The organism is Noviherbaspirillum sp. UKPF54, assembly GCF_007874125.1.
In the GTDB taxonomy this organism is placed as follows: domain Bacteria; phylum Pseudomonadota; class Gammaproteobacteria; order Burkholderiales; family Burkholderiaceae_D; genus Noviherbaspirillum.
Window position 1 is genome coordinate 3146186 of the sequence record NZ_CP040128.1, and the last position, 21484, is coordinate 3167669.

The window sequence follows — 21484 nt, forward strand, 5'->3', positions numbered from 1 at the left end:
TTTTTCAACATCCATTTGTCACCGCGCAAAGACGACCGCCGGTATTCATAGGATAAATACACGGTCAGCCTCCCCCTTAACCATTTCCTGCGATCCGCACCGCCGGTACCTCTTTGAACGCGAGATTTCGTATGTATCTAAACGACGCACGCGAAACCATGCGATCAGAGCCGCGATTCACTCCCGAGTCCGTTTCAGTTAACCGCCGCAAAAACATGCCCCCTGCGAGCATTCCCCAGATCTCGCCGATCAGCCTGATCTCTCTACTGTACGCGATGAGCATGTACGCGTTCTACCAGCAGGGCTTCATCGGGCGCGCCACGTTTATTACAGTCGCGGCCGTGGTGCTGTGCTTCGTCGTCCTGTTTTATTGCGCCTTCCGGTTCCGGCTCAATGCGCGTTTCGGCGACCAGAGCCTGATGCTGCCGCAGATAATTGCTGCGCTGCTGATCATGTTGACCGTGGCTTACCTGGAACGGGCGACCCAGATGGCGCTAGTACCGTTCGTCCTGATTGCTTTCTCATTCGGCATCTTCCGGCTGTCGACTGCCTCGCTGATCCTGCTGCTGGTCGGCTGCCTTACCGCCTTTCTCGGTATTATCGTGCTGCATGCACGCGCGGAAGGGTATGGGATCGAATTTCGCGCCGACCTCATGCAGTGGTTCGTGCTGGCACTGACCTTGCCCGGCATGATCTTGGTCGGCAAGCAGATCCAGAACCTGCACCAGCTACTCAAAGCGACGCGCTACCAGCTCGAACATTACGAAGAAAAATCGGTCCGCGACGAATTGACCGGGCTTTATAACCGCCGCCAGTTGCAGACCGAACTGGACCGCGCCAAACTGCAAATCGATACGCTGTCGATTCCTTTCTCGATCTGCCTGATCGATATCGACCGCTTCAAGGAAATCAACGACAACCGAGGTCACCTGACCGGCGACACGATCCTGAAAGAGTTTTCCCGAGTAGCGCGCGACAGCATCCGCGACACCGATATTCTCGGGCGTTACGGCGGCGATGAATTCATGCTGATACTCCCCGATACCGACCTCAAGGGCGCCGTCATGCATGCGGAAAGGCTGCGCGTGTATGCGCATTTTCTGGACTTCCAGAAGATCCTTCCGCAAAAGCATATTTCGTTGTCGATCGGGGTGGCGCAATATCGCCAGGGTGAAAAAATCAATGACTTGATTTCACGAGCCGACGCCGCGCTCTACCAAGCCAAACAACTTGGCCGCAATCGGGTCGAGTGGGCCGACGCCTCCTAGCGTTCAGCCGCCCTTCCCGCTTCGGGTTGGCGTAGTTGAGTGGGGGAAGGGAAGTGAGACGACCGCTCATAAGCGTCAGGAACTAGGGCAGCAAGTCCGCTTCCCTGAACACCGCCAGCAGCAGCTTCTTTACCGGCGCCGGCAAGGGCGCCTCCGCAAGTTTGTCTGTCGGGTACCAGACATGGTCGGCTTGTCCGACCATCGGCACGCGGTGCGCGAGCCGTATCCGGTAAGGCGCGATATGCAGCTTGAAATGGGTAAAAACATGCGCGAACGGCTGCAGCCTTTCGCAGGAAGCCAGTTCGCCGAACGGGGCAATTGCCTGCGCAACCGCCGATTCGAAATGTTCCGATGGCGCGCTGTCTTCCCGCGTCAATCGATCCAGCTCCGGCAGCGACAATAAGCCGCCCCAGATGCCCGTACCGGGGCGCTGCTCCAGCAGCACCTGGTTCTTATCGGTGATGACTAGCATCGAGGTATGCCGCTCCGGGACAGCCTTTTTAGGCTTGCGCACCGGTAGCAGCCGTACACGGTCCGTGGCCAACGCCACGCAGCGTTGCGCCAGCGGGCAGTCCATGCAGGAGGGGCGGCTGCGGGTACATATCGTTGCACCCAGATCCATCAGCCCCTGCGTATACGCTTCGACGTCGCTCTGCGGCAGTAATGCGACGGCACTCCGCCATAACGTGTCCTCGACCGGCTTCGCCCCGGGAAAACCATCGATCCCGAAGACGCGGCAGAACACACGTTTGACATTCCCGTCGAGGATGGCGGCGCGTGTGCCGTACGCAAATGCGGAAATCGCCGCCGCCGTCGAGCGTCCGATGCCGGGTAATTCCGCAAGCAGCACCGGATCGGACGGAAAGACGCCGCCATACTGCGCCTGTACCTGCTGCGCGCAACGGTGCAGGTTGCGCGCGCGCGAGTAGTACCCCAGGCCGCTCCAGTGCGCCATCACGTCCTCCGGCTGCGCGGCCGCTAGGGCAGCCACATCCGGGAATCGCTCCAGGAAACGCCGATAATAAGGAATGACTGCCGTTACCTGGGTCTGTTGCAGCATGATTTCCGACAACCAGATTCGATAGGCATCGCGCGTGTTTTGCCACGGCAGCGCGTGGCGTCCATGCTGCTTCTGCCAGCGAATCACTGCATCGGAAAAACCGGGATCGGAAAAGTCTTCGCCAGCGCTATCTGCCCGCGCAGACGGCGCTGCTGCCACTCGCTTCATGACAATTCTTTCAGGCCGCCGCCTTGAGCGGCGCGAGTTCGGCCGTGATTGCGTTGCTTAAGTCCGCTTCCAGCATCATCAGCGTCTTCTTTTGCCCATCGAGTTCGGCCTGCATCTGCTCTAGCGCCTCGACCTTTTCCTCCAGGCTGTCGGTCGCCAGGTGAATGCGCTCGATCGCCTGCTTGCGCTTCTTCAGTTGCGAACGGTGCTCCCAGATCTGCGCTTCCAGCGGCGCCATCACCACTTTCAGCCAGGCTTCGACATCGCGATTAGCCTGCAGGGAGCTTTGCTTCACGCGCGACGCGATCGAATCGAAGAACTTCGTCATCATTACCACCTGGGGCGTGGTCAGGATCGTCGCCGCACCGAACTGCTTGTGGTACAGGCCTTCGATCATTTCTATTTCTTTCATGTACTTATCGAGCGAAAACGGCATCGGCGTGGACAGCGCCAAGCCATGCTCGGTCGAGAACTTGCGATACATGACCGCCATCATCGCGGTAATTTCTTCGGTCTTGCGCGCCGATGCGTTCAGGTTGCCGCGCACATGCTCGAAAAAATCTTTCACCGCCTGGCGCAAGCCGGACGTGAACTTACTCCTGTCCATCGCGTCGCGCGTCTTGCGAGCCTCCGCTTTCAGGATGTCCATGCCGAGGCTGGTAAACAGTTCGGTCGACAGGCGGGTGAAGACCGCGCGCGTTCCCTGCAGTTTCAGCAGGCTGTTGTCGAACTCCTTTTTCTCCAGCTCGACGCGCTTCATCATGTGTTCGATGATGTTTTGATTTTTTCCGCGCAGGCTCTTCAACTCCACCAGCTGTTCGACCACGTTGCGGCTGCGCGCGTCGAGCAACGCATGCTTGGTTACCGTCAGCTCGCCGATATCCGACGACAGCTGGGTGCGGATGATGTCCTGCTTGCCGGGGATAAGCTCGTTGGACAGCGCATTCTCGAGCGCCGGCAGGCGGCTTTTCGCCAGGAGCTCGGCGTCGTGATTGACCTTGCCGACCAATCCCTTTTGCGCCGAAATCGGAAAGACCTGATGCGGCGCCAGCTGCAGGGTCTGCGCCACGCTCACCACCTGCCGCTCGATCTGCGCATCGATCTCGGCCGGCGTGCGCAATTCATCCCACATGCTGTCAATCTTGTTCAGCACCACCATGCGGCCCGCGCCGGCATTGATATGGTCGCGCCAGACATCGATATCGCTCTTGGTCACACCGGTATCGGCCGCCAGGATGAACAGCACCGCGTGCGCGTTCGGAATCAGATTCAGCGTGAGTTCCGGCTCCGTGCCGATCGCATTCAGGCCCGGGGTATCGATGATCACCAATCCCTGCTTCAGCAGCGGATGCGGAAAATTGACGATGGCATGGCGCCACTGCGAAATTTCGACCAGGCCGTCCTGACCGACCGTCAGGGCGACGTCCGGGTCCGACTCGTCGTACAGGCCGTAACGCTTGGCGTCCTCGACGGGCACGCGCTTGGTCAGGCTGACCTGCTTGAACGCTTCCAGCATTCCTTCAGTCGACGAGATATCGAGCGGCAAAACTGTCCAGGCCTGGCTCTGTTCCTTGAAATCGCTCGTGGACTGCGCCTGTTCCCGCGTTTCTATCGGCAGCAGGCGTATCGATGGCGGAAAGGTTTCGTCGTACAACAGCTCGGTCGGGCACATCGTGGTGCGTCCGGCGGACGACGGCAGGATACGCTGGCCGTAATCGGCAAAAAAGACCGCATTGATCAATTCCGATTTGCCGCGCGAGAATTCCGCCACAAAAGCAATCGACAGCTTGTCGTCCGCCAGCCTGGTAAGCAACCGGGAAAAACGCTGCTCGCTGGCGGTGTCGGACAATTCCGCACTATCCAGCCACGCGCGATAACGCTCAAGCGCCGACACAACATCGCTGCGCCAGTTGCTGTATTGCTGGAACTTTTGCACCAGATTGCTCACGTTATCCCCGTTTCCGCTTGAACATTTCCACGAATCTAGCACCCGTGCTCATTTTTGACAATTTGGGCAGTAAAAGGTCGAACGCTGTCCCTGCTTGATCTGGCGCACTGCCGTGCCGCATAGCCGGCAGGCTTCGCCCGTCCTGTCGTAGACGAAATAACTTTGTTGGAAATAGCCCGAGCGCCCATCGACACCGACAAAATCGCGCAACGTACTGCCGCCCTGCTCGATGGCGGCAGCCAGCGTTTCCCGGATCGCCTGCGCCAGTTTGGCATAGCGGCCGATTCCAATGCGATGCGCCGGGGTCTTGGGATTGATGCCGGCCTTGAACAAACTCTCGGACGCATAGATATTGCCTACCCCGACGACAATGTCGCCGGCCAACAACACCTGCTTGATGGCGGCACTGCGCTTACGCGTCTGGCAATACAGCAGCTCCGCCGAAAAGCCTGGCTCCAGCGGCTCGGCGCCCAAGCCGCGCAGCAGCAGATGCTCCTCGATCGCCCCGTCTTCCCGGCCATGCCATAACACTGCGCCGAAACGGCGCGGATCCGTCATGCGCAAAACGTGATCGCCAACTTCCAAATCAAAATGGTCGTGTTTTTGCGGCGCGACGCCGCTTGGCAAAATGCGCAAGTGGCCGGACATCCCCAAGTGCACAATCAGGGTGCCGTGCTCGAAACCAATCAACAGGTACTTGCCGCGACGCCCAGTAGACCGGATGCGGCGCCCGCACAGGTGCTTGTTCAAATCCGGCGGAAAAGGCCAGCGCAAGCCACTGTGGCGCACATTTACGGCAGTGACGACACGCCCCTCCAAATGGGGCGCGACGCCGCGCCGCGTTACTTCAACCTCGGGTAATTCAGGCATTGCTAAAAATATCTCTTTGCCAAAACACAAACCTGGAGCAGGATGACGACGCCCGGATGACATTACCCGCGCGCATAGGCGACTGGTTGGGCGTAGAATAAAAATTTGCTTGCAACATCAGGACATTTCTTTTGAAAACTGCCCTTCTTATTGTAACCCTGCCGCTCGTCTTGTCAGCCTGCGCAAGCTGGTCACAGCGCCCAGCACTTCCGCCGCTGAATGCCCCCGACGCCACGGCGCCGGGCTTTTCCGCGGATGGAAAATTGGTGAAGAAACAACAGGTTTCCCGCCATCTCGGCAGCGCGGAAAGCGAGCCAAGGGTAGATGATCCGCTGCCGTCGGCCGAGCTGACCGAAGACGTCATGTACAAGGTCCTCAGCGCGGAAATCGCCTACCAGCGTGGCGACTGGCAAACGGGTTACGTCACGATGCTGGGACTGGCGCAGCAGACACGCGACCCGCGCCTGGCGCGCCGTGCGGCGGAAATCGCGCTGGCGGCCAAGGAAGCCGACGAAGCGCTTGCCGCCGTCCGCCTGTGGCGCACGCTCGCGCCGCACTCCGAAGAAGCGGCGCAATATTACCTGAGCTTCGTCATCTTGAGCGACGACTTGGCCGAAGCCAAGCCGCTGCTTACGGAAAGGCTCAAGGAAGCGCGTCCCCAGACGCGTGGGCTGCTGGCATTTCAGGTACAACGGCTGCTGGCGCGAGCCAAGGACAAGGCCGCGGCATTCGCACTGCTGGAGGACTTGCTCAAGCCCTACCTCGACATGCCCGAGGCACGTCTTGCATTGGCACAGGGCGCCTTTGCGAAGGGCGACAGCGAGCGCGCCCGCCAGGAGGCGCAAACTGCGCTCAAGCTCAAGCCCGATTCCGAACTTGCCGCCCTGTCGCTGGCACAGGTTACGACGGACAAGAATGAAGCCGCGAAATCCCTTTCCGACTTCCTCGCACGCCATCCCAAGGCGCGCGACGTGCGCATGGCCTACGCCCGCATGCTGGTCGAGCAAAAGCAGTACGGCAAGGCACGCCATGAGTTCGAAATGATGCTCAAGGAACAGCCGCAGGACTTGACCGCACTATATGCGTTGGGTGTGCTAAGCGTGCAAGTCAATGATTTTGGCGCAGCCGAGAAGTACCTGACCACCTACCTGAACGTGCTGTCGGCCAATCCCGAAGAGGAGCGCGATCCCAACCAGGCGCTGCTGCTGCTGGCCCAGATCGCCGAAGAACGCAAGGATACCGATGCCGTGCTCAAGTGGCTGGCACAGATCGAACCGGGTGAAGCGTTTCTGAGCGCCCAGATCAAGCGGGCGCAAATCATTGCCAAACGCGGCGACATGGCGCAGGCACGTCAGCTTCTGCACGAACTCAAGGCCAACGGCGAACGCGAGCAGACCCAGGTCATCAGCGCCGAGGCGCAAATCCTGCGCGACGCCAATCAGCTGGCGCCGGCTATGGAAGTACTCAAGGCCGGGCTGAAGCAATATCCAGACAATACCGATTTGCTGTACGACTACGCCATGGTTGCCGAGAAAGGCAATCAGCTGGACATCATGGAAACGGCGCTGCGCCGTATCATGGAGCTGGCACCGAACAACCAGCACGCGTACAACGCACTCGGCTATTCGCTGGCAGAACGCAATATTCGCCTGAACGAGGCGTACGAGCTGATCGACAAGGCACTCAAGCTGGCGCCGGAAGACCCGTACATCATGGATAGCATGGGTTGGGTGCAATTCCGCATGGGCAATCTGAAGGAAGCAGAAAGCTTGCTGCGCCGCGCCTACGAACTGCGCCCGGATGCCGAAATCGCGGTCCACCTTGGCGAAGTGCTATGGATCAAAGGCCAGAAGGCGGATGCGCAAAAATTCTGGCGCGATGCGCAAACCAAGGATCCGCAGAACGATATGCTCAAGAGCACCCTGGCGCGGCTCAATGTGAATCTATGAGTTTTCGCCTTGCCCGTCGGGGTGCGGCGATCGCGCTGCCGCTGCTGCTGGCCGCTTGCGCCAGCTTTGTCCCTCCCTCTTCCCAACACGAAACGCAGGGCGCGCGGCCAGTTGTTCCTGCCCGCCCGTTTCACGACGCACTCGACCTGAGCGGCCGGCTCTCCGTTCACTATCAACGCGACAACCGGGACGAAGCGCTGCACGGCAGTTTTGTATGGAACCAGACCACGTCCCAAACCACCGTGACCTTGCTGTCCCCTCTCGGCCAAACCATGGCAGTCATTACTGTGACGCCGACCGGCGCCACGCTCGCGCAAGGCGGACAGCCGGCGCGCAGCGCCGCCGATGTCGATGCATTGACCGAGCAGACGCTCGGATGGCCACTTCCCGTGGCTGGCTTGCGCAACTGGCTGCAAGGCTTTGCGCTTGACCACGCGGGAAAACAGGTCGTCGCCACGCTGCAAGCCTCGCATATCCGTACGCTCGACGGCTGGCAAATCCAGTATGAAAACTGGGCGGAAGAGGAATCACTCCCCACGCAACTCCGCCCCAAGCGCATCGACCTTGCCCGCTATACGCAACAGGCAGGCGACGTTTCCATCCGCATCGTGATCGATACATGGCAAGCACACTGAACAACTGCCCGGCCCCCGCAAAGCTCAATCTTTTCCTGCATGTAACCGGTCGCCGCCCTGACGGCTACCACCTGCTGCAGACCGTCTTTCAGCTGCTCGACCACGGCGACGCGCTGCATTTCGAGCGGCGCGACGACGGGGTCATTCGCCGCACGACGCCGATTGCCGGAGTACCGGAAGAGTCGGACCTGATCGTGCGCGCGGCGCAACTGCTGAAATCGGCCGTTCAGGACGGCGCGCATCTCGGCGCCGAGATTGCCATCGACAAGCGACTGCCGATGGGCGGCGGCTTGGGCGGCGGCTCATCGGACGCCGCCACCACGCTGATTGCCCTGAACCACTTGTGGCAAACCGGGCTGGACCGCGCGGAACTGATGGACTTGGGGCTGAAACTGGGCGCCGACGTGCCGTTTTTTATTTTTGGAAACAATGCGTTTGCAGAAGGCGTCGGCGAGGCATTGCAGCAGGTAACAACGCCCGATTGCTGGTATGTAGTGATCGAACCGGGCGTTTTTGTGCCGACCGCAGCAATTTTTTCGGATTCGGATTTGACAAGAAACACGAAACCCGTCAGAATAACGGACTTTTCCAAGGCAAACACCTGCTTCGGAAAAAACGACCTCCAAGTCGTGGCGACCAAGTTGTTCCCGCCTATTGCCGAAGCTATCGAATGGCTGCGACAATATGGAGATGCAAGAATGACCGGTTCCGGCGCCTGCGTATTCTGCCCGTTTGAGCATGAACATCAGGCAGATGCAGTTCTCGCAGCAATGCGCGAGACCGGACGGACAGACTGGAAAGCATGGAAAGCCAAAGCGATCGAGCGACATCCGCTCTCGCACTTGCTGATGTCGTAGCTCAAGAATTCGTTTGACGTTGATGTAACGGCAAACAACCGATTGTGTAGGGGAATCGCCAAGCTGGTTAAGGCACCGGATTTTGATTCCGGCATTCCAAGGTTCGAATCCTTGTTCCCCTGCCATTAAATACAAAAATAAGAGAAGAACCGCGAAGCCGCCAATGCACGACGAACAGTCAAGCCTTGGCGGCTTTTCAACCTTTTAACCCGCTAAAAAATTTTAGGTGTTCCATGGCGCTCGAAAACCTGATGGTCTTTACCGGCAATGCAAATCCGGAGCTGGCCGCTGGTGTCGTTAAGCAACTTGGCATTCCCCTTGGCAAAGCCGTTGTATCGAAGTTTTCTGACGGCGAAGTCATGGTGGAAATTAACGAAAACGTGCGCGGCAAGGACGTCTTCGTATTGCAATCGACTTGCGCACCGACCAACGACAATCTGATGGAAATCATGTTGATGGTCGATGCATTGAAGCGCGCCTCCGCCGGCCGCATTACTGCCGCCATTCCCTACTACGGTTATGCCCGCCAGGATCGTCGCCCGCGTTCGGCACGTGTTGCAATTTCGGCCAAGATTGTCGCCAACATGCTGCAACAGGCAGGCGTTGGCCGTGTGCTGATCATGGATCTGCACGCCGACCAGATCCAGGGCTTCTTCGATATTCCGGTCGACAATATCTATGCCTCGCCGATCCTGCTGACCGACCTGGAAAAAAAGAATTACGACGACCTGCTGGTCGTATCACCGGACGTCGGCGGCGTGGTGCGCGCCCGCGCGCTGGCCAAGCGCCTGAACTGCGACCTGGCCATCATCGACAAGCGCCGTCCGAAAGCAAACGTGTCGGAAGTCATGCACATCATCGGTGAAGTCGAAGGCCGCAACTGCGTGATCATGGATGACATGGTCGACACCGCCGGCACGCTGACCAAGGCAGCCGAAGTGCTGAAAGAGCGCGGCGCGAAGAAGGTCGTCGCCTACTGTACGCATCCGGTGCTGTCCGGTCCGGCAATCGAGCGCATCACCTCCTCGCCGCTGGATGAACTGGTCGTCACCGATACGATTCCGCTGACCGCGGCGGCCAAGGCTTGCCCGAAGATCCGCCAGCTGACCGCCGCCGGCCTGCTGGCCGAGACGTTCAAGCGCATCACCAAGGGCGATTCGGTCAGCTCGCTGTTCGCCGATTAAGATTTTCCCCGCCTCTCAAGGGCGGGCTTTCATGTCCCCTGGTCGCGGGGGATACACCGCAAGGCGCCGCCTTGCTTATTTTTGGAGCTTTTAAATGAAAGTTGTCGCATTCCCACGCACAGAGCAGGGGTCCGGAGCGAGCCGCCGCCTGCGCAAGGCTGGTCAAACCCCGGGCATCATCTACGGCGGTACGGCTGCACCAGTTGCCATCGCGCTCGACCACAACGCGCTGTACCATGCGCTGAAAAAGGAAGCTTTCCATTCGTCGATCCTCGACATGGAAATCGACGGCAAGGTGGAAAAAGTCCTGCTGCGCGACTTCCAGGTGCACGCATTCAAGCAAATCGTGATGCACGCTGACTTCCAGCGCGTCGATGCCAACCAGAAGCTGCACGTCAAGGTTCCGCTGCACTTCGTGAATGCCGAAGTGTCCCCGGCCGTCAAGCTGAGCAGCGCCGTCATCAGCCACGTGATGAACGAACTAGACATCACCTGCCTGCCGGGCGACCTGCCGGAGTTCATCGAAGTCGACCTGTCCAAGGTTGAAGCAGGCGCATCCGTGCACCTGAACGACCTCCAGCTGCCGAAGGGTGTGTCGGCTATTGCGCACGACAACCCGACCATCGCTACCGTAAGCGTTCCGGCCGGCCAAGTATCGGCTGAAGAAGCAGCCGCCGCGACCGAAGCCGAGAAGAAGTAATTCGGCGATTCCCGAAAAAACCCGCCACTTGTGGCGGGTTTTTTTGCTTTGACGCTGCGACAGACACAGGAAGCGCAATATGTCCATACGCCTCATCGTCGGCCTCGGCAATCCGGGCCCGGAATATGAACAAACCCGCCACAACGCCGGTTTCTGGGTAGTCGACAACCTCGCCGGCAGCGCGCTGGTACGCGAAACGCGCTTCAATGCCCTGGCGGCAAAAATTCGCATCGCCGGTCAGGACGTATGGCTACTGGAACCGCAGACCTACATGAACCGCTCCGGACAGTCGGTGGGTGCGCTGGCGCGTTTCTACAAGATCGCGCCGGACGAAATCCTCGTCGTGCACGATGAACTCGACTTGCCTCCGGGTGCGGCCAAGATCAAGAAAGGCGGCTCCTCCGGTGGCCACAATGGCTTGAAGGACATTACCGCCGCGCTCGGCACGCAGGACTACTGGCGCCTGCGCATCGGCATCGGCCATCCGCGCTCGATGAACCTGCAGCAGCAGGTGGTCGACTTCGTGCTGCACCGTCCGCGCAAGGAGGACCAGGCGCTGATCAACAACGCCATCGACAACAGCCTCGATGTGATCCCAATGCTGTGCGAAGGCAAGTTTGAAGCGGCGATGATGAAGCTTCATTCGGCGAAATGAAGCCGGCGATTGCCATTCTCGCCGGCCGCACCGCATTCATGCATTTGCACAAGCACGGCTTGCGCGCGCAGGACATCGCCATCATTCCGGCCGCCGCCGGCGGCCCCAAGGGACTGATCTTCCAGAAGCTGGATCAATGGCTGTTCGGACAATGGTTGCCGTCGGCGCCGCGCGAACGCGCCCTGATCGGCGCATCCGTCGGCGCGTGGCGTATGACCGCCGCCTGCCACGCCGATCCGGTCGCCGCCTTCCAGCGGCTGGGCGACCTGTATTGCGAGCAAGCCTATCCACCCAAGCCGTCGGCGCGCTTCGTGACCGATTCGGTCAACGAATTTCTCGCCGCCTTTATCGGCGGGCACGAACATGAAATTGCATCCCACCCGCACCATCGCCTGCACCTGCTGATGGCGCGCGGCCGCCGGTTGCTGACAGCCCCGCGACGCAGGCTGACGGCAAGCGCCGGCTTCGGCATGGCCGTGCTCGGCAACCTGTTTGCGCGCGCACAGCTCGCCAACCATCTGGAGCGCGTCGTGGTCGCCGACCAGCGCGATCCGGCCGCTTGGCTCAGGACGCGCTTCGACGCCTTTGACACGCACTTCACACCGCTGGGGCCGGACAATCTCGCCAGCGCACTGCTGGCGTCCGGCACACTACCCTTCGTGATGGAGCCGGTGCGGAGCGTCCCACAAGCGCCGGTCGGAACCTACTGGGATGGCGGGCTGATCGACTACCACCTGGCGCTACCCTATTCCCGCCTTGCAAGCCAGCCGGGCGGCGGCTTGGTGCTGTATCCACATTTCGGCCCGCAAATCGTGCCGGGCTGGTTCGACAAGAGCTTGCCGTGGCGCCGCGCCAGCCGGGGGAAAAACCGCGACTGGCTCGACAACATGATCCTGGTTGCTCCCTCCGCATCCTTCCTGCAGTCTTTGCCGCGCCGAAGGCTACCCGATCGAAAGGACTTCCACCATTACGGGCAGGATAATACGCGCCGCGTCCGCGACTGGAAGCAGGCGATCGGCGATGGCGGGCGCCTGCGCGACGACCTCGCCGCTTTCGTGGAAAAGCCGGATCTCGGCATCGTGCGGCCTTTATGAAGAGGCGCGGTCGGGCAGCGAAGGGTACAATACGCACTTTTCGGCAAAACCACTGAAAACCGGGACAAACGACTTCAAAAGCCCGGGTTTTGCCACCAATCCGATGTTTTATTCCCATCCTGCCCGCGGCGGGATTACTGATCTGGAAAGAATTGTATGAGTCTCAAATGCGGTATCGTCGGCTTGCCTAACGTCGGCAAATCCACCCTGTTCAACGCGCTGACCAAGGCCGGCATCGCCGCCGAGAACTACCCCTTCTGCACCATCGGCTAGAATTCCTCGCCAAGTCAAAGAGTTACGGCTGAGAATAAAAAAACGGGAACAAACCCGGAACAAAGAATAAAATTACTAAACGTTAGTTCGCCATTGATACTTACAGCTTTGGCAGATATAACGCCCCTTCGTCATTGTCGAAGCAAACCCGCCTAATATCAGGGCTGAAATCGGTCCGAAGTTCCCTTCTTTGACCACCTTCGCCAGATTATCCAAAACGTCCGTGCTCCCGCACTTTGGGCAAGGCCCTATGGTCAATGCAGCATTTAGCTTTGGCGGTGCCGCTGTTTCCTTCATTGGCCGACCGCAATGGATACAGGCTGGCGCAGCATCTGAAATCGAATTGCCACAATCAGGGCACTTTATCAATGGCATAAGCAATCCGTCTCTAACAATTCGGCGTGTATTTGTGCGATACCGTGAGCAATTCCACTATTAATTTTACAAACTGCTATCCAGCGACTAGAGATGATTTCATTCCGTTTGACCGAAACAAAATTGCTGCTGGAACTAAGCAGATGATCAACACAAGAAGATTAACTATACTGGTTAATAGAGAAGGGGTAATAAGGCTGAACATTTCAAATAAAACGTGCCCTATAAAAAGCAGGCAAAAACTCCCCATTGCATACCCTCCCCACTGCCGACTTCTCCAGTAGCCAACTATTCCAAAGAAGAGGCACGCATTAGCTGCCGTTGACCAAATTGCTGCTTTGATCGAAAAAGAGGATGAAAAGACGTCGGAAAATGCTGCATAAAGAGAAACTGGTGCTGCAGCAATCGGTACGTATTTCCACCACGGCTGACTAAAATTTCTTTGCCAAGTTCTCTTTGCAATTCTTTTTGCCGCCTCCTCTGCATTCTTTAACTGTACAAGCTGAAGCTGCAGTAACTCCTCTCTCTCAGCCCTTTCTTCTTTCGTCAAGTCAAAATAATTTCGATCTAAGTTAAGCCGCTGAATTTGAGCGTTGATTTCATCCGCTTTTGATTGAGCGTTATATTTATCTTCGTAGAGCTGCTCTTCGATTTTTCCTTCATACCAATGGTCAAGAAATGGAGCTATTGCAATCAATGAGAGTGCCACGGCGAATATTTTAAGAAATCGGCTTGCAAAATGAGGGTCGAAAAAGTTAGTCAAAAACGAAGCGATAAATAACGACCTCTCTTTTAATTGCATAACATACTCTTTCGAACAAATAAGTTACGAAGCATAGCTTTTAAGATCCGTCACTTCACTCCCAGCGCTCTTCGCGGCTGCAACTCGAACTAACCGGATCTCCAACATTCTCGCTTTCATCTGTATCCCCGAATTTCCATACACATGTTGTAGGCTTGGTTGGCCATATCAACAGCGATAATTGGATTCGCTTGCGAAGCCTCTACTTTTTTGGCGTCATATCGGCACTCCAGCGCATCACGCTTCGCTTGCTCTTGCGTGACATTCGGATTGTGAAATTGCCGTGGTGCTGTAACACATCCGGTAAGGACCAAAGCAAGACCAAAGATAACAAAGCGCATAAAAACTTCCTAAAAGTAAGGGCTATGTCGCAGCCCGCGTCGTCATACACGGAGCGCGGCATTCGATAGCATTGAGGACACCACCATATTTTTATATATTGGATTGTCATCGACGCGGGTATCCCACATACACCGAAAATATTCGTGCAGCATTTCTGGAGGTTGGTTTTGGTTTATTTACCAACGCCAAACATGCGGGTGATGCGGGTGTTGAAGGTGTATTTTCCTGTTGCTTTAAGGAATTATTAATCCCATATTTATGGGGATTCCATAAAAAATACACCCACAACACCCACAACACCCACAAAAACTGACATCAACTTACAGAAACGACTGACCAATAATTCGTTTTATTGCGATCCGTGCCAGCTTCCACCAGCTTTAATCCTCCTGCTGGCCGCTCTCGCCGGTATCGAAAGACTTTAGCAATCGTCATCGCACTAACGTTCTTCTTGTTATGCAGGAAAAAGGTCAGGCCGTCTGTGACATGGACCATTCCCCCCGCCGCATCCGGCAAGCCTTTAAACCAAATATTGAGAACATCTTTTGCCTGAAACGTTTGCCCATTCGGATATAGCAAAGCGAGGCCACGCAGAAGTGAAGTAAGAGCTATTACATCCTCATCATCTGCGCCAGCATCCTCCAAGATAGAAATCGCAGGGTCTCCGCAAATTCCTATTCCAGCCTCATGTGTTAATCCCTTTGACGAGCACCACATGACACATTGCCTGACCAATGAGGACCAAGCGCCAAAGCCAGCCGTACCGCGACCTAGAGCCGGGTTACCTGCCAAGCTGAAAGCGCGAATAACAAGCAACACTGACCTTGCAATTTGCAAACGATCCTTTAATGCTCGGCTTACTGGGGAAAAATCGAAATCGCGGCCCTGAGGGCTCTCTTCTCCACTGTCTATTCGAACTTTCACAAAGCGTCGGCCCAAGTCCTTGTCCAAGCTTGCATTGTTACCTGTAGCGCATAACAATAGCCGCGCCTCCCCTCGAACCCAGGTATTTTGTCCAAGAATACGAGCATCTACCGCGCCGTCAGTAATCAACGCACTCAGCACTGCTGACTTCCAAGTGCCGACTACGTTATCAATTAGCCAGAACGAAGAGCCGGTCAGCAGCATCGATACAATCTGCTTTAGCATCTCTGCGTCGGCATAATCCCCACCTACGAATGGACTGACACCGCCCCGCTTACCTCGAACTAATGCGCCGAGCGCAGCCGCGCACAGTGACTTGCCTGTACCCTGTACTGGCGCATCGAAGAAAAATGCTGGAGCGGTGTCTAACGAAGGCCGACAAACAGCGGTAAAAATAGCAGCCAGCATCGCGGCTCGGTCATGCTCTGACGCAAAAGGAAACTTGCTCCAAGGCCCCCAAAGCGTTTTCAGAGCTTGAACAATATCCGAACTACTTGGAGCTTCCGGCAACGGAGCAATGGATTCCTGCTGAAAATCTGCATATGTATGTGTTTTCTCGTCATAGCCAGGAGCAAGAACAAGCGAACCATCAGCACGAACAAATGGCATCGTGACAAACGCTTTTATCTCTCGGAATTCCCCGTACTCTGCCAAAGCAAGAATCATTTCGGAAGCCTCGCTTCCCAAATCCACAGGACAATCAATGCCCTTTGCATTCTTGGAATACAACGCGATGCGGGAGCCGACTGTATGCGAAAGCGAGGTCTTCTTAAAAGGACGAATCCCTCCATTGACTACCTGAACTAGCTGTCCACCTCGAACAAAAATGTCGTCTTCCCTAGAAAGATGCAGAATGATCGAATCAACTAGTTCAGGTCGGCGCCCCTTGACCACGTAAAGCCTTTTTGGCTGTCTGCGCAGTTTGTAAGTAGAACCACCCCGAGCGAAACTATGCAAATTGGGAGCCGCACCATAGAGGTACAACTTGCCAACGATTTTCCCGTTTTGATAATCTGGCTCTAATGGGTCTTTTGTCAGCCGCCCATGATACTTTTCTCGATTATCTAGAATCCCGCCAACAGAAACTACCGTATCGTCATCAAGAACAATTTCGAAATCACCATGCAGCACTCCTCCTAGCGCCGATCGTAAGCAGCGCTCTGCTCTATCGGAAATTTGATCCTCTGGGATATGCAAAGCGGCCAACTTCGTTGCCATATCCGCCAAGCGCTCCCGAAGCCATTCCTCTCGCGCCGCATTACTAGCCGCTTCGGCAAGCGCTTTGGCATTGGAGACCAATCCTTCATAGCGCTTTTCTTCGACTGCACTGAGGTCCGGTATCGCTGCAACTGTATCCAGCCATCCACCATCTGACAGAATGATCGGTGAACCGCGCCGTTGCTCCAAGGGTGGATGACATACTGCCCCGCCGATAAAATCTAAGCGTGCAGGTTCATACATTGCGGTATCAAAAGTGGATCGAATAAGCTTCGCACCTGATTTTGAAACCGAAATATGTCCATATCCTGCCAGCCACAAGCGTTTAGCTAGCGCATCACCACAGCGCTCGATATCACTTATATCGTTGACGAATATATAGAGCCGCTGCCCCTTGATGCCCTGTATCGCGTCATTTCCTGAATAAATATAAGAACTACCGGAGCACCACCAGATAACTCCGGCCTGCTCTACTTGCGGAACGACTTTACATAGCAGCGCCCAAAGCTCTTCACGATGAAATGGACTCGCGTTGCTTGGCGGGTCATAGTCCAGCGTCATAACACCGCGTTGACCACGAGGGAAAGCGAAATACTCCTTGCTACGGGTGATGGCTCCAGAATTTCGGTTCAATGCCAATTCGCTCTTGGTTACCAAGGGCGTAGGCTTGTCGCCAGAAAGCGGAAGACTTGCACATAAAGCCTGATTGTTCCCCACATCCTGGAGAATTCCGACAAAATCTGAAACAGAATTAAAGGGCAGAACATCGACCGTCCCTGCTACTAAATTGGCTGCGGTTGTCCTTTTCACTCCCTCTAATCCGATTTGAAAAGTCTTCCCAAGCGTTATTGGATTTGTAGAAGTAATGCGGCAAATCTTTCCGATATTTCGGGTCAGCGTCATGATTTCACCATCCCCTCAACATCGATGCCTACCGCGCTTGCCGCCTGCATAACTTGCATCAGCATTTCCATTATTCCGGCCTTTATTTCTCCCCATGGCAGGTCTTGAGGTGCGACGAGCGATAGATCGGACCGAACTTTACCGAAGACACGTTTGCGTTCGTCGTACACATCCAAAACCCCCCGCATGTAGAAGAGTGCGGAGTCGATGTCAGCAATTTTGCAAAGCTGTATTGGAGGATACGCTGCAACGTACTGGTTGCGCCTGCTTTGTGCCTCAATTGCTTTATCGCGAATCCAAGCCTCTACTTCGGCCTTTGGATATCGCGCTGCCGTTGTGCGGGACGGCCCCTTCCCTCCAAACGAAAATTTCAGAGGCCGGGGAAAACAATCAAATTTAATAAGGTTTCGAAGTGCAGTTTTTGAGCACTTAAGAAGATCAAGAACCTCAGCAGTCGAGAGAAAAGTGGATTGTGGATCCATAATGGTTGCCTCATAAAAATCCGACAACGCATTAGCGCCTGCATCTTGATAGGCGAACTATTCCCTGTCCACAAATAGAAACTCATCTGGCAAAGGAAGCAGGTCACCGTATGCAAAGATCAGAGTGAATGCCACCTTTTCGTAGGCAACATCGCACGTACTAACGCATTGTCATTAGGTTTACAAAGCGTCACTCCGGCCCAATAGGGCTGTGAGAGACGTTTCCTTTTCTGCTTCGGTTTTCCAGACGGGGTTTTGAAGAGAAGTGCGAAAACTTTACTGCATAGAATTGGCATTCTGCAAGCAATTTCGCTTTTTCATCCAAATTAGGCCCATTTTGAGCCGCAAAATAGGCCAATAGCGGCAATTTCGCGTATTCATCGCCGTGAACTACATGCCAAGACAATGCAAGTCTGTTAGGGCAATCAGATGCGACTGCATGAGATTGAAACTGGGCCGGTTCCACTGCTTGGTCTCGCCTTCATTTTTTGCCTTGCATTGTGCAAAGCAACATTAACTGAATTTCCTCCAACGGTTTCTGAATATCTTTTACGGAAACACTTACGTAGTGTCGATGTAGGGTGTCGGATCGCTTGGCCTTGTGATTCAAAATTCTGCGCAAAATCGCATCGCTAAACCCCAACCGTTCGCCAATTGTCGCAAGCAGCTTTCGCAGATCGTGAAGCATGAACTTAGGGGCTCCCGCCCTCATAGCCATTTCAGCAAGATGCTCCATTGATACACCAGCAAAAAGCATCTGATCGCCTTCCAATCCTGACGCATGATGATTCAAGATCTCGCGGAGAATCGGAGTAATTGGTAATGAATGAGGATGGCCGGTCTTAGTCTCCGGTATGTGCATCACGCCGGATTCAAAATCCAAATCCTTCTTTCGGATGCATCCTCCTTCATTTCTTCGCAATCCAGTAAGCGCCAACAAAATCAACAAATCCCGCTGCTTTTCTGGCAGGCGTTGAACAGCCAAATACCATTGTGGCAAATCGTCTTCTTGCAGCTTTCGCATTCGAGGTTGAGCCTTTTCCGGCATCAGTCCTGCAGCGGCAAGTTGGCTAAAGGGGCTTTCCAAGGTCAGGCCATGCACTGCGTTTGCATACTTGATTACCGCCCCTATCAAGCCCCGCCCAGTTTCAACAACAGCCGCACCACGAGTCTGAGCGAATTCATGGCAATGCCGCGAAAATGCTGGCGTATCCATTTCACTAATGGATAGGTCTTGCCAAGTGGCGAAATGCACTTTGAGCAGCGATTCATAACGCGCCAAGCTTGATGGCTTGATCCCCTTTGCCGCTGCATACATTGGAAGCAGATCCCGTAATGTTGGAAGCTTTAATGCGGGAGATTTGGCAGGTATTTTCCCGTTCCGACAATCTCGCAGCAGCTCGGCCGCCTTTGCTCGCGCCTCATCGGCAGTAAGAAGCGGCCAACGTCCAAGCGTAATGCGTACCTGCTCACCGTTGGCGCTTGTTGCAATGATGAAAGTTTTTGTCCGCTTGTTCACCCTGAGACAAAAGCCGGAAAGCACTCTGTCCCGCAATATGCGACGGTCGCTGGAGGTCAGCCTTTGGATTAATGCATCTGAGAGGGTTACAATTGGCATTTTTTGGGAACAAATTGGGCACAAAATTTTGTGAATCCATGCTTGCTTGTCCCGTCTTTTCATTCCGCTGTGCAATTCGACGAATCGAGCGTTTTTAACGCTCATCAATGCTCGAACAAAACGTAACGCACAGCTAACCACTTGATTTAGCGAAAAATTTCATGAGTCTCAAATGCGGCATCGTCGGCCTGCCTAACGTCGGCAAATCCACCCTGTTTAACGCACTGACCAAGGCTGGCATCGCTGCGGAGAACTACCCCTTCTGCACCATCGAGCCGAACGTCGGCGTGGTCGAGGTGCCGGACCCGCGCCTGAATGCGCTGGCCGAGATCGTCAAGCCCGAGCGCATCCTGCCGGCGGTGGTCGAATTCGTCGACATCGCCGGTCTGGTGGCCGGCGCATCCAAGGGCGAAGGCCTAGGCAACCAGTTCCTCGCGCATATCCGCGAGACCGATGCCATCGTCAACGTGGTGCGCTGCTTCGAAGACCCGAACGTGGTGCACGTGGCCGGCAAGGTCAGCCCGCTGGACGACATCGCCGTGATCCAGACCGAGCTGGCGCTGGCCGACATGACCACCGTCGACAAGACGATCCAGCGCGAAAGCAAGAAAGCCAAGGCCGGCGACAAGGACGCCATCAAGCTGGTCGCCCTGCTGGAGCGCATCCTGCCGCAACTGGACGAGGCCAAGCCGGTGCGCGCGATGGGCCTCGATGCCGAAGAGATGGCGCTGATCAAGCCGCTGTGCCTGATCACGGCCAAGCCCGCAATGTACGTCGGCAATGTCTCCGACACCGGCTTCACCAACAACCCGCTGCTGGATCAATTGACCGAATACGCGAAGTCGCAGAATGCGCCGGTAGTCGCGATCTGCGCCGCGATCGAGGCGGAAATCGCCGACCTCGACGAAGAGGACAAGGGCGCCTTCCTGGCCGACATGGGCATGGAAGAGCCGGGCCTGAACCGCCTGATCCGCGCAGCCTTCAAGCTGCTCGGCCTGCAGACCTATTTCACCGCCGGCGTAAAGGAAGTGCGCGCCTGGACCATCCATGTAGGCGACACCGCACCGCAAGCTGCCGGGGTGATCCATACCGATTTCGAACGCGGCTTCATCCGCGCGCAGACCATCTCGTTCGAGGACTTCATCGCCTACAAGGGAGAACAGGGCGCCAAGGAAGCGGGCAAGATGCGCGCCGAAGGCAAGGAATACGTGGTCAAGGATGGCGACGTCCTCAACTTCCTGTTCAACGTCTAAGATAGTGTCCTGAACCGGCATGGCAACCCTGACCGAACTGAACTTCTACCCAATCAAATCCTGCGCCGGCATCGCGCTGCAGGAAGCGACGCTGACTGCCGCCGGCCTGATGAGCGAGCAGATCTACGATCGCGAATGGATGGTGGTCGACGCGCAGGGCGGGTTCATGACGCAGCGTAGTCATCCGAAAATGGCACTGATCGTGCCGCGCCTGAAAAGCGAGACGCTGGAATTGCGCGCACCTGGCATGCTGCGCCTCGAAATCCCGCTCGGCCTGCCGCATCCGGAAGACGAACGGACGTTGCAGGTGCGGGTGTGGAATGACACGGTGAAGGCCTATGACTGCGACGAAACCACTGCGGCCTGGTTTTCGAATTTTCTCGGCGTGCCCTGCCGCCTGGTGCGCTTTCATCCGGAAGCGCGGCGCATCGCCAGCACCAAGTGGACGGGCGGCGTGGAGGCGCCCACGCTCTTTTCCGATGGCTATCCGATGCTAGTGATTTCCGAAGCCTCGCTCGGCGACCTGAATGCCAAGCTGAAGGCGCAGGGGCGCGAGGCACTGCCGATGCAGCGCTTCCGCCCCAACATTGTCATCGGCGGCGTGGAAGCCTTCGACGAGGATTACATGGAATCGTTCAGGGTGGGAAATGCGACCTTCAAACCCGTCAAGCCTTGCGCACGCTGCCCGATTCCGTCAGTCGATCCGACAACCGGAGAGTTCGGCCCCGATCCGCTCGATATCCTACGCACCTACCGCGCCAATCCGAAGGTCGACGGCGGCATTACGTTCGGGATGAACGCGATCCTGCTCGAAGGCGAAGGCCAGCTGCTGCGCCTCGGGCAAGAGGTCGAGGTCAACCTGGCATTCTAAGACAGCGGCTGCGTCATGATTGCAAGTCGCAACGG

General features: G+C 56.3%; 18 protein-coding genes, 1 tRNA gene and 1 pseudogene. 12 read left to right on the forward strand and 8 right to left on the reverse strand.

Annotated features, from left to right (window positions below; genetic code table 11):
• The first annotated feature begins 215 nt into the window (after positions 1 to 215).
• On the forward strand, positions 216 to 1268 hold the full coding sequence (locus tag FAY22_RS14440; protein WP_246860518.1) for a GGDEF domain-containing protein: 1053 nt from the start codon (positions 216 to 218) through the stop codon (positions 1266 to 1268).
• 82 nt (positions 1269 to 1350) lie between these two features.
• Here FAY22_RS14440 and mutY read toward each other — a convergent pair whose 3' ends face one another.
• The 3 genes from mutY to mutM are packed head-to-tail and all read right to left on the reverse strand — an operon-like array spanning position 1351 to position 5314.
• Positions 1351 to 2496, reverse strand: a complete 1146-nt coding sequence (mutY, locus tag FAY22_RS14445) for an A/G-specific adenine glycosylase (protein ID WP_146330855.1) — start codon at positions 2494 to 2496, stop codon at positions 1351 to 1353.
• A gap of 10 nt (positions 2497 to 2506) precedes the next feature.
• Positions 2507 to 4444 (reverse strand): dynamin family protein, encoded by a 1938-nt coding sequence (locus FAY22_RS14450; RefSeq protein ID WP_210411829.1) that lies wholly within the window; start codon positions 4442 to 4444, stop codon positions 2507 to 2509.
• A gap of 48 nt (positions 4445 to 4492) precedes the next feature.
• Positions 4493 to 5314, reverse strand: a complete 822-nt coding sequence (gene mutM / locus FAY22_RS14455; protein ID WP_146330856.1) for a bifunctional DNA-formamidopyrimidine glycosylase/DNA-(apurinic or apyrimidinic site) lyase — start codon at positions 5312 to 5314, stop codon at positions 4493 to 4495.
• A 131-nt stretch (positions 5315 to 5445) separates the two neighbouring features.
• Here mutM and FAY22_RS14460 point away from each other — a divergent pair, with 131 nt between their 5' ends.
• The 9 genes and pseudogenes from FAY22_RS14460 to FAY22_RS14500 all read left to right on the forward strand — a co-directional run.
• Complete coding sequence (locus FAY22_RS14460; protein ID WP_146330857.1) at positions 5446 to 7263, forward strand: tetratricopeptide repeat protein; 1818 nt, start codon at positions 5446 to 5448, stop codon at positions 7261 to 7263.
• On the forward strand, positions 7260 to 7898 hold the full coding sequence (lolB, locus tag FAY22_RS14465; protein WP_146330858.1) for a lipoprotein insertase outer membrane protein LolB: 639 nt from the start codon (positions 7260 to 7262) through the stop codon (positions 7896 to 7898). Before FAY22_RS14460 ends, lolB begins: the two co-directional genes overlap by 4 nt.
• Entirely contained in the window at positions 7883 to 8755 is an 873-nt protein-coding gene (gene ispE / locus FAY22_RS14470) for a 4-(cytidine 5'-diphospho)-2-C-methyl-D-erythritol kinase (protein ID WP_146330859.1), read from the forward strand. Before lolB ends, ispE begins: the two co-directional genes overlap by 16 nt.
• Positions 8756 to 8803: 48 nt before the next feature.
• Positions 8804 to 8880, forward strand: a tRNA-Gln gene (locus FAY22_RS14475).
• Positions 8881 to 8988: 108 nt separating this feature from the next.
• A complete protein-coding gene (locus FAY22_RS14480) occupies positions 8989 to 9939 on the forward strand; it encodes a ribose-phosphate pyrophosphokinase (RefSeq protein WP_146330860.1) in 951 nt (316 codons plus the stop codon).
• A gap of 94 nt (positions 9940 to 10033) precedes the next feature.
• Positions 10034 to 10639: a 50S ribosomal protein L25/general stress protein Ctc gene (locus tag FAY22_RS14485; RefSeq protein WP_146330861.1), complete on the forward strand. Its 606-nt coding sequence runs from the start codon at positions 10034 to 10036 to the stop codon at positions 10637 to 10639.
• Between the two features lie 79 nt (positions 10640 to 10718).
• Positions 10719 to 11294 carry an aminoacyl-tRNA hydrolase gene (pth, locus tag FAY22_RS14490; protein ID WP_146330862.1) on the forward strand — a complete coding sequence of 192 codons (576 nt, stop codon included), beginning with the start codon at positions 10719 to 10721 and terminating at the stop codon, positions 11292 to 11294.
• A complete protein-coding gene (locus FAY22_RS14495; RefSeq protein WP_146330863.1) occupies positions 11291 to 12388 on the forward strand; it encodes a patatin-like phospholipase family protein in 1098 nt (365 codons plus the stop codon). The genes pth and FAY22_RS14495 overlap by 4 nt, the downstream gene beginning before the upstream one ends.
• Before the next feature lie 156 nt (positions 12389 to 12544).
• A pseudogene (locus FAY22_RS14500) lies at positions 12545 to 12655 on the forward strand (GTPase); the annotation flags it as partial.
• A 457-nt stretch (positions 12656 to 13112) separates the two neighbouring features.
• On the opposite strand, the gene FAY22_RS14510 reads toward FAY22_RS14500, so the two are convergent.
• The 5 genes from FAY22_RS14510 to FAY22_RS14530 form a co-directional block, all read right to left on the reverse strand.
• Positions 13113 to 13838 (reverse strand): hypothetical protein, encoded by a 726-nt coding sequence (locus FAY22_RS14510; RefSeq protein ID WP_146330865.1) that lies wholly within the window; start codon positions 13836 to 13838, stop codon positions 13113 to 13115.
• A 116-nt stretch (positions 13839 to 13954) separates the two neighbouring features.
• Positions 13955 to 14179 (reverse strand): hypothetical protein, encoded by a 225-nt coding sequence (locus FAY22_RS14515; RefSeq protein ID WP_146330866.1) that lies wholly within the window; start codon positions 14177 to 14179, stop codon positions 13955 to 13957.
• A 316-nt stretch (positions 14180 to 14495) separates the two neighbouring features.
• The gene (locus FAY22_RS14520; RefSeq protein WP_146330867.1) at positions 14496 to 17225 is read right to left on the reverse strand and encodes a hypothetical protein; all 2730 of its coding nucleotides are present in this window, start codon (positions 17223 to 17225) and stop codon (positions 14496 to 14498) included.
• Positions 17222 to 17707: an AlpA family transcriptional regulator gene (locus FAY22_RS14525; RefSeq protein WP_146330868.1), complete on the reverse strand. Its 486-nt coding sequence runs from the start codon at positions 17705 to 17707 to the stop codon at positions 17222 to 17224. Before FAY22_RS14525 ends, FAY22_RS14520 begins: the two co-directional genes overlap by 4 nt.
• Positions 17708 to 18188: 481 nt before the next feature.
• A complete protein-coding gene (locus FAY22_RS14530) occupies positions 18189 to 19430 on the reverse strand; it encodes an integrase family protein (protein WP_146330869.1) in 1242 nt (413 codons plus the stop codon).
• Positions 19431 to 19486: 56 nt separating this feature from the next.
• Between FAY22_RS14530 and ychF the strand changes: the two genes are divergently transcribed.
• Positions 19487 to 20578, forward strand: a complete 1092-nt coding sequence (ychF, locus tag FAY22_RS14535) for a redox-regulated ATPase YchF (protein WP_146330870.1) — start codon at positions 19487 to 19489, stop codon at positions 20576 to 20578.
• Positions 20579 to 20597: 19 nt separating this feature from the next.
• Positions 20598 to 21449, forward strand: coding sequence for an MOSC domain-containing protein (locus FAY22_RS14540; protein ID WP_146330871.1), 852 nt, complete (start codon positions 20598 to 20600; stop codon positions 21447 to 21449).
• Positions 21450 to 21484 lie beyond the last annotated feature (35 nt).

Bases quoted from the DNA above. Each gene is read 5' to 3' on its own strand.
- FAY22_RS14440 (WP_246860518.1), top strand. From the start codon at position 216: ATGCCCCCTGCGAGCATTCCCCAGATCTCGCCGATCAGCCTGATCTCT.
- mutY (WP_146330855.1), bottom strand. From the start codon at position 2,496: ATGAAGCGAGTGGCAGCAGCGCCGTCTGCGCGGGCAGATAGCGCTGGC.
- mutM (WP_146330856.1), bottom strand. From the start codon at position 5,314: ATGCCTGAATTACCCGAGGTTGAAGTAACGCGGCGCGGCGTCGCGCCC.
- lolB (WP_146330858.1), top strand. From the start codon at position 7,260: ATGAGTTTTCGCCTTGCCCGTCGGGGTGCGGCGATCGCGCTGCCGCTG.
- ispE (WP_146330859.1), top strand. From the start codon at position 7,883: ATGGCAAGCACACTGAACAACTGCCCGGCCCCCGCAAAGCTCAATCTT.
- FAY22_RS14480 (WP_146330860.1), top strand. From the start codon at position 8,989: ATGGCGCTCGAAAACCTGATGGTCTTTACCGGCAATGCAAATCCGGAG.
- FAY22_RS14485 (WP_146330861.1), top strand. From the start codon at position 10,034: ATGAAAGTTGTCGCATTCCCACGCACAGAGCAGGGGTCCGGAGCGAGC.
- pth (WP_146330862.1), top strand. From the start codon at position 10,719: ATGTCCATACGCCTCATCGTCGGCCTCGGCAATCCGGGCCCGGAATAT.
- FAY22_RS14495 (WP_146330863.1), top strand. From the start codon at position 11,291: ATGAAGCCGGCGATTGCCATTCTCGCCGGCCGCACCGCATTCATGCAT.
- FAY22_RS14510 (WP_146330865.1), bottom strand. From the start codon at position 13,838: ATGCAATTAAAAGAGAGGTCGTTATTTATCGCTTCGTTTTTGACTAAC.
- FAY22_RS14515 (WP_146330866.1), bottom strand. From the start codon at position 14,179: ATGCGCTTTGTTATCTTTGGTCTTGCTTTGGTCCTTACCGGATGTGTT.
- FAY22_RS14520 (WP_146330867.1), bottom strand. From the start codon at position 17,225: ATGACGCTGACCCGAAATATCGGAAAGATTTGCCGCATTACTTCTACA.
- FAY22_RS14525 (WP_146330868.1), bottom strand. From the start codon at position 17,707: ATGGATCCACAATCCACTTTTCTCTCGACTGCTGAGGTTCTTGATCTT.
- FAY22_RS14530 (WP_146330869.1), bottom strand. From the start codon at position 19,430: ATGAGCGTTAAAAACGCTCGATTCGTCGAATTGCACAGCGGAATGAAA.
- ychF (WP_146330870.1), top strand. From the start codon at position 19,487: ATGAGTCTCAAATGCGGCATCGTCGGCCTGCCTAACGTCGGCAAATCC.
- FAY22_RS14540 (WP_146330871.1), top strand. From the start codon at position 20,598: ATGGCAACCCTGACCGAACTGAACTTCTACCCAATCAAATCCTGCGCC.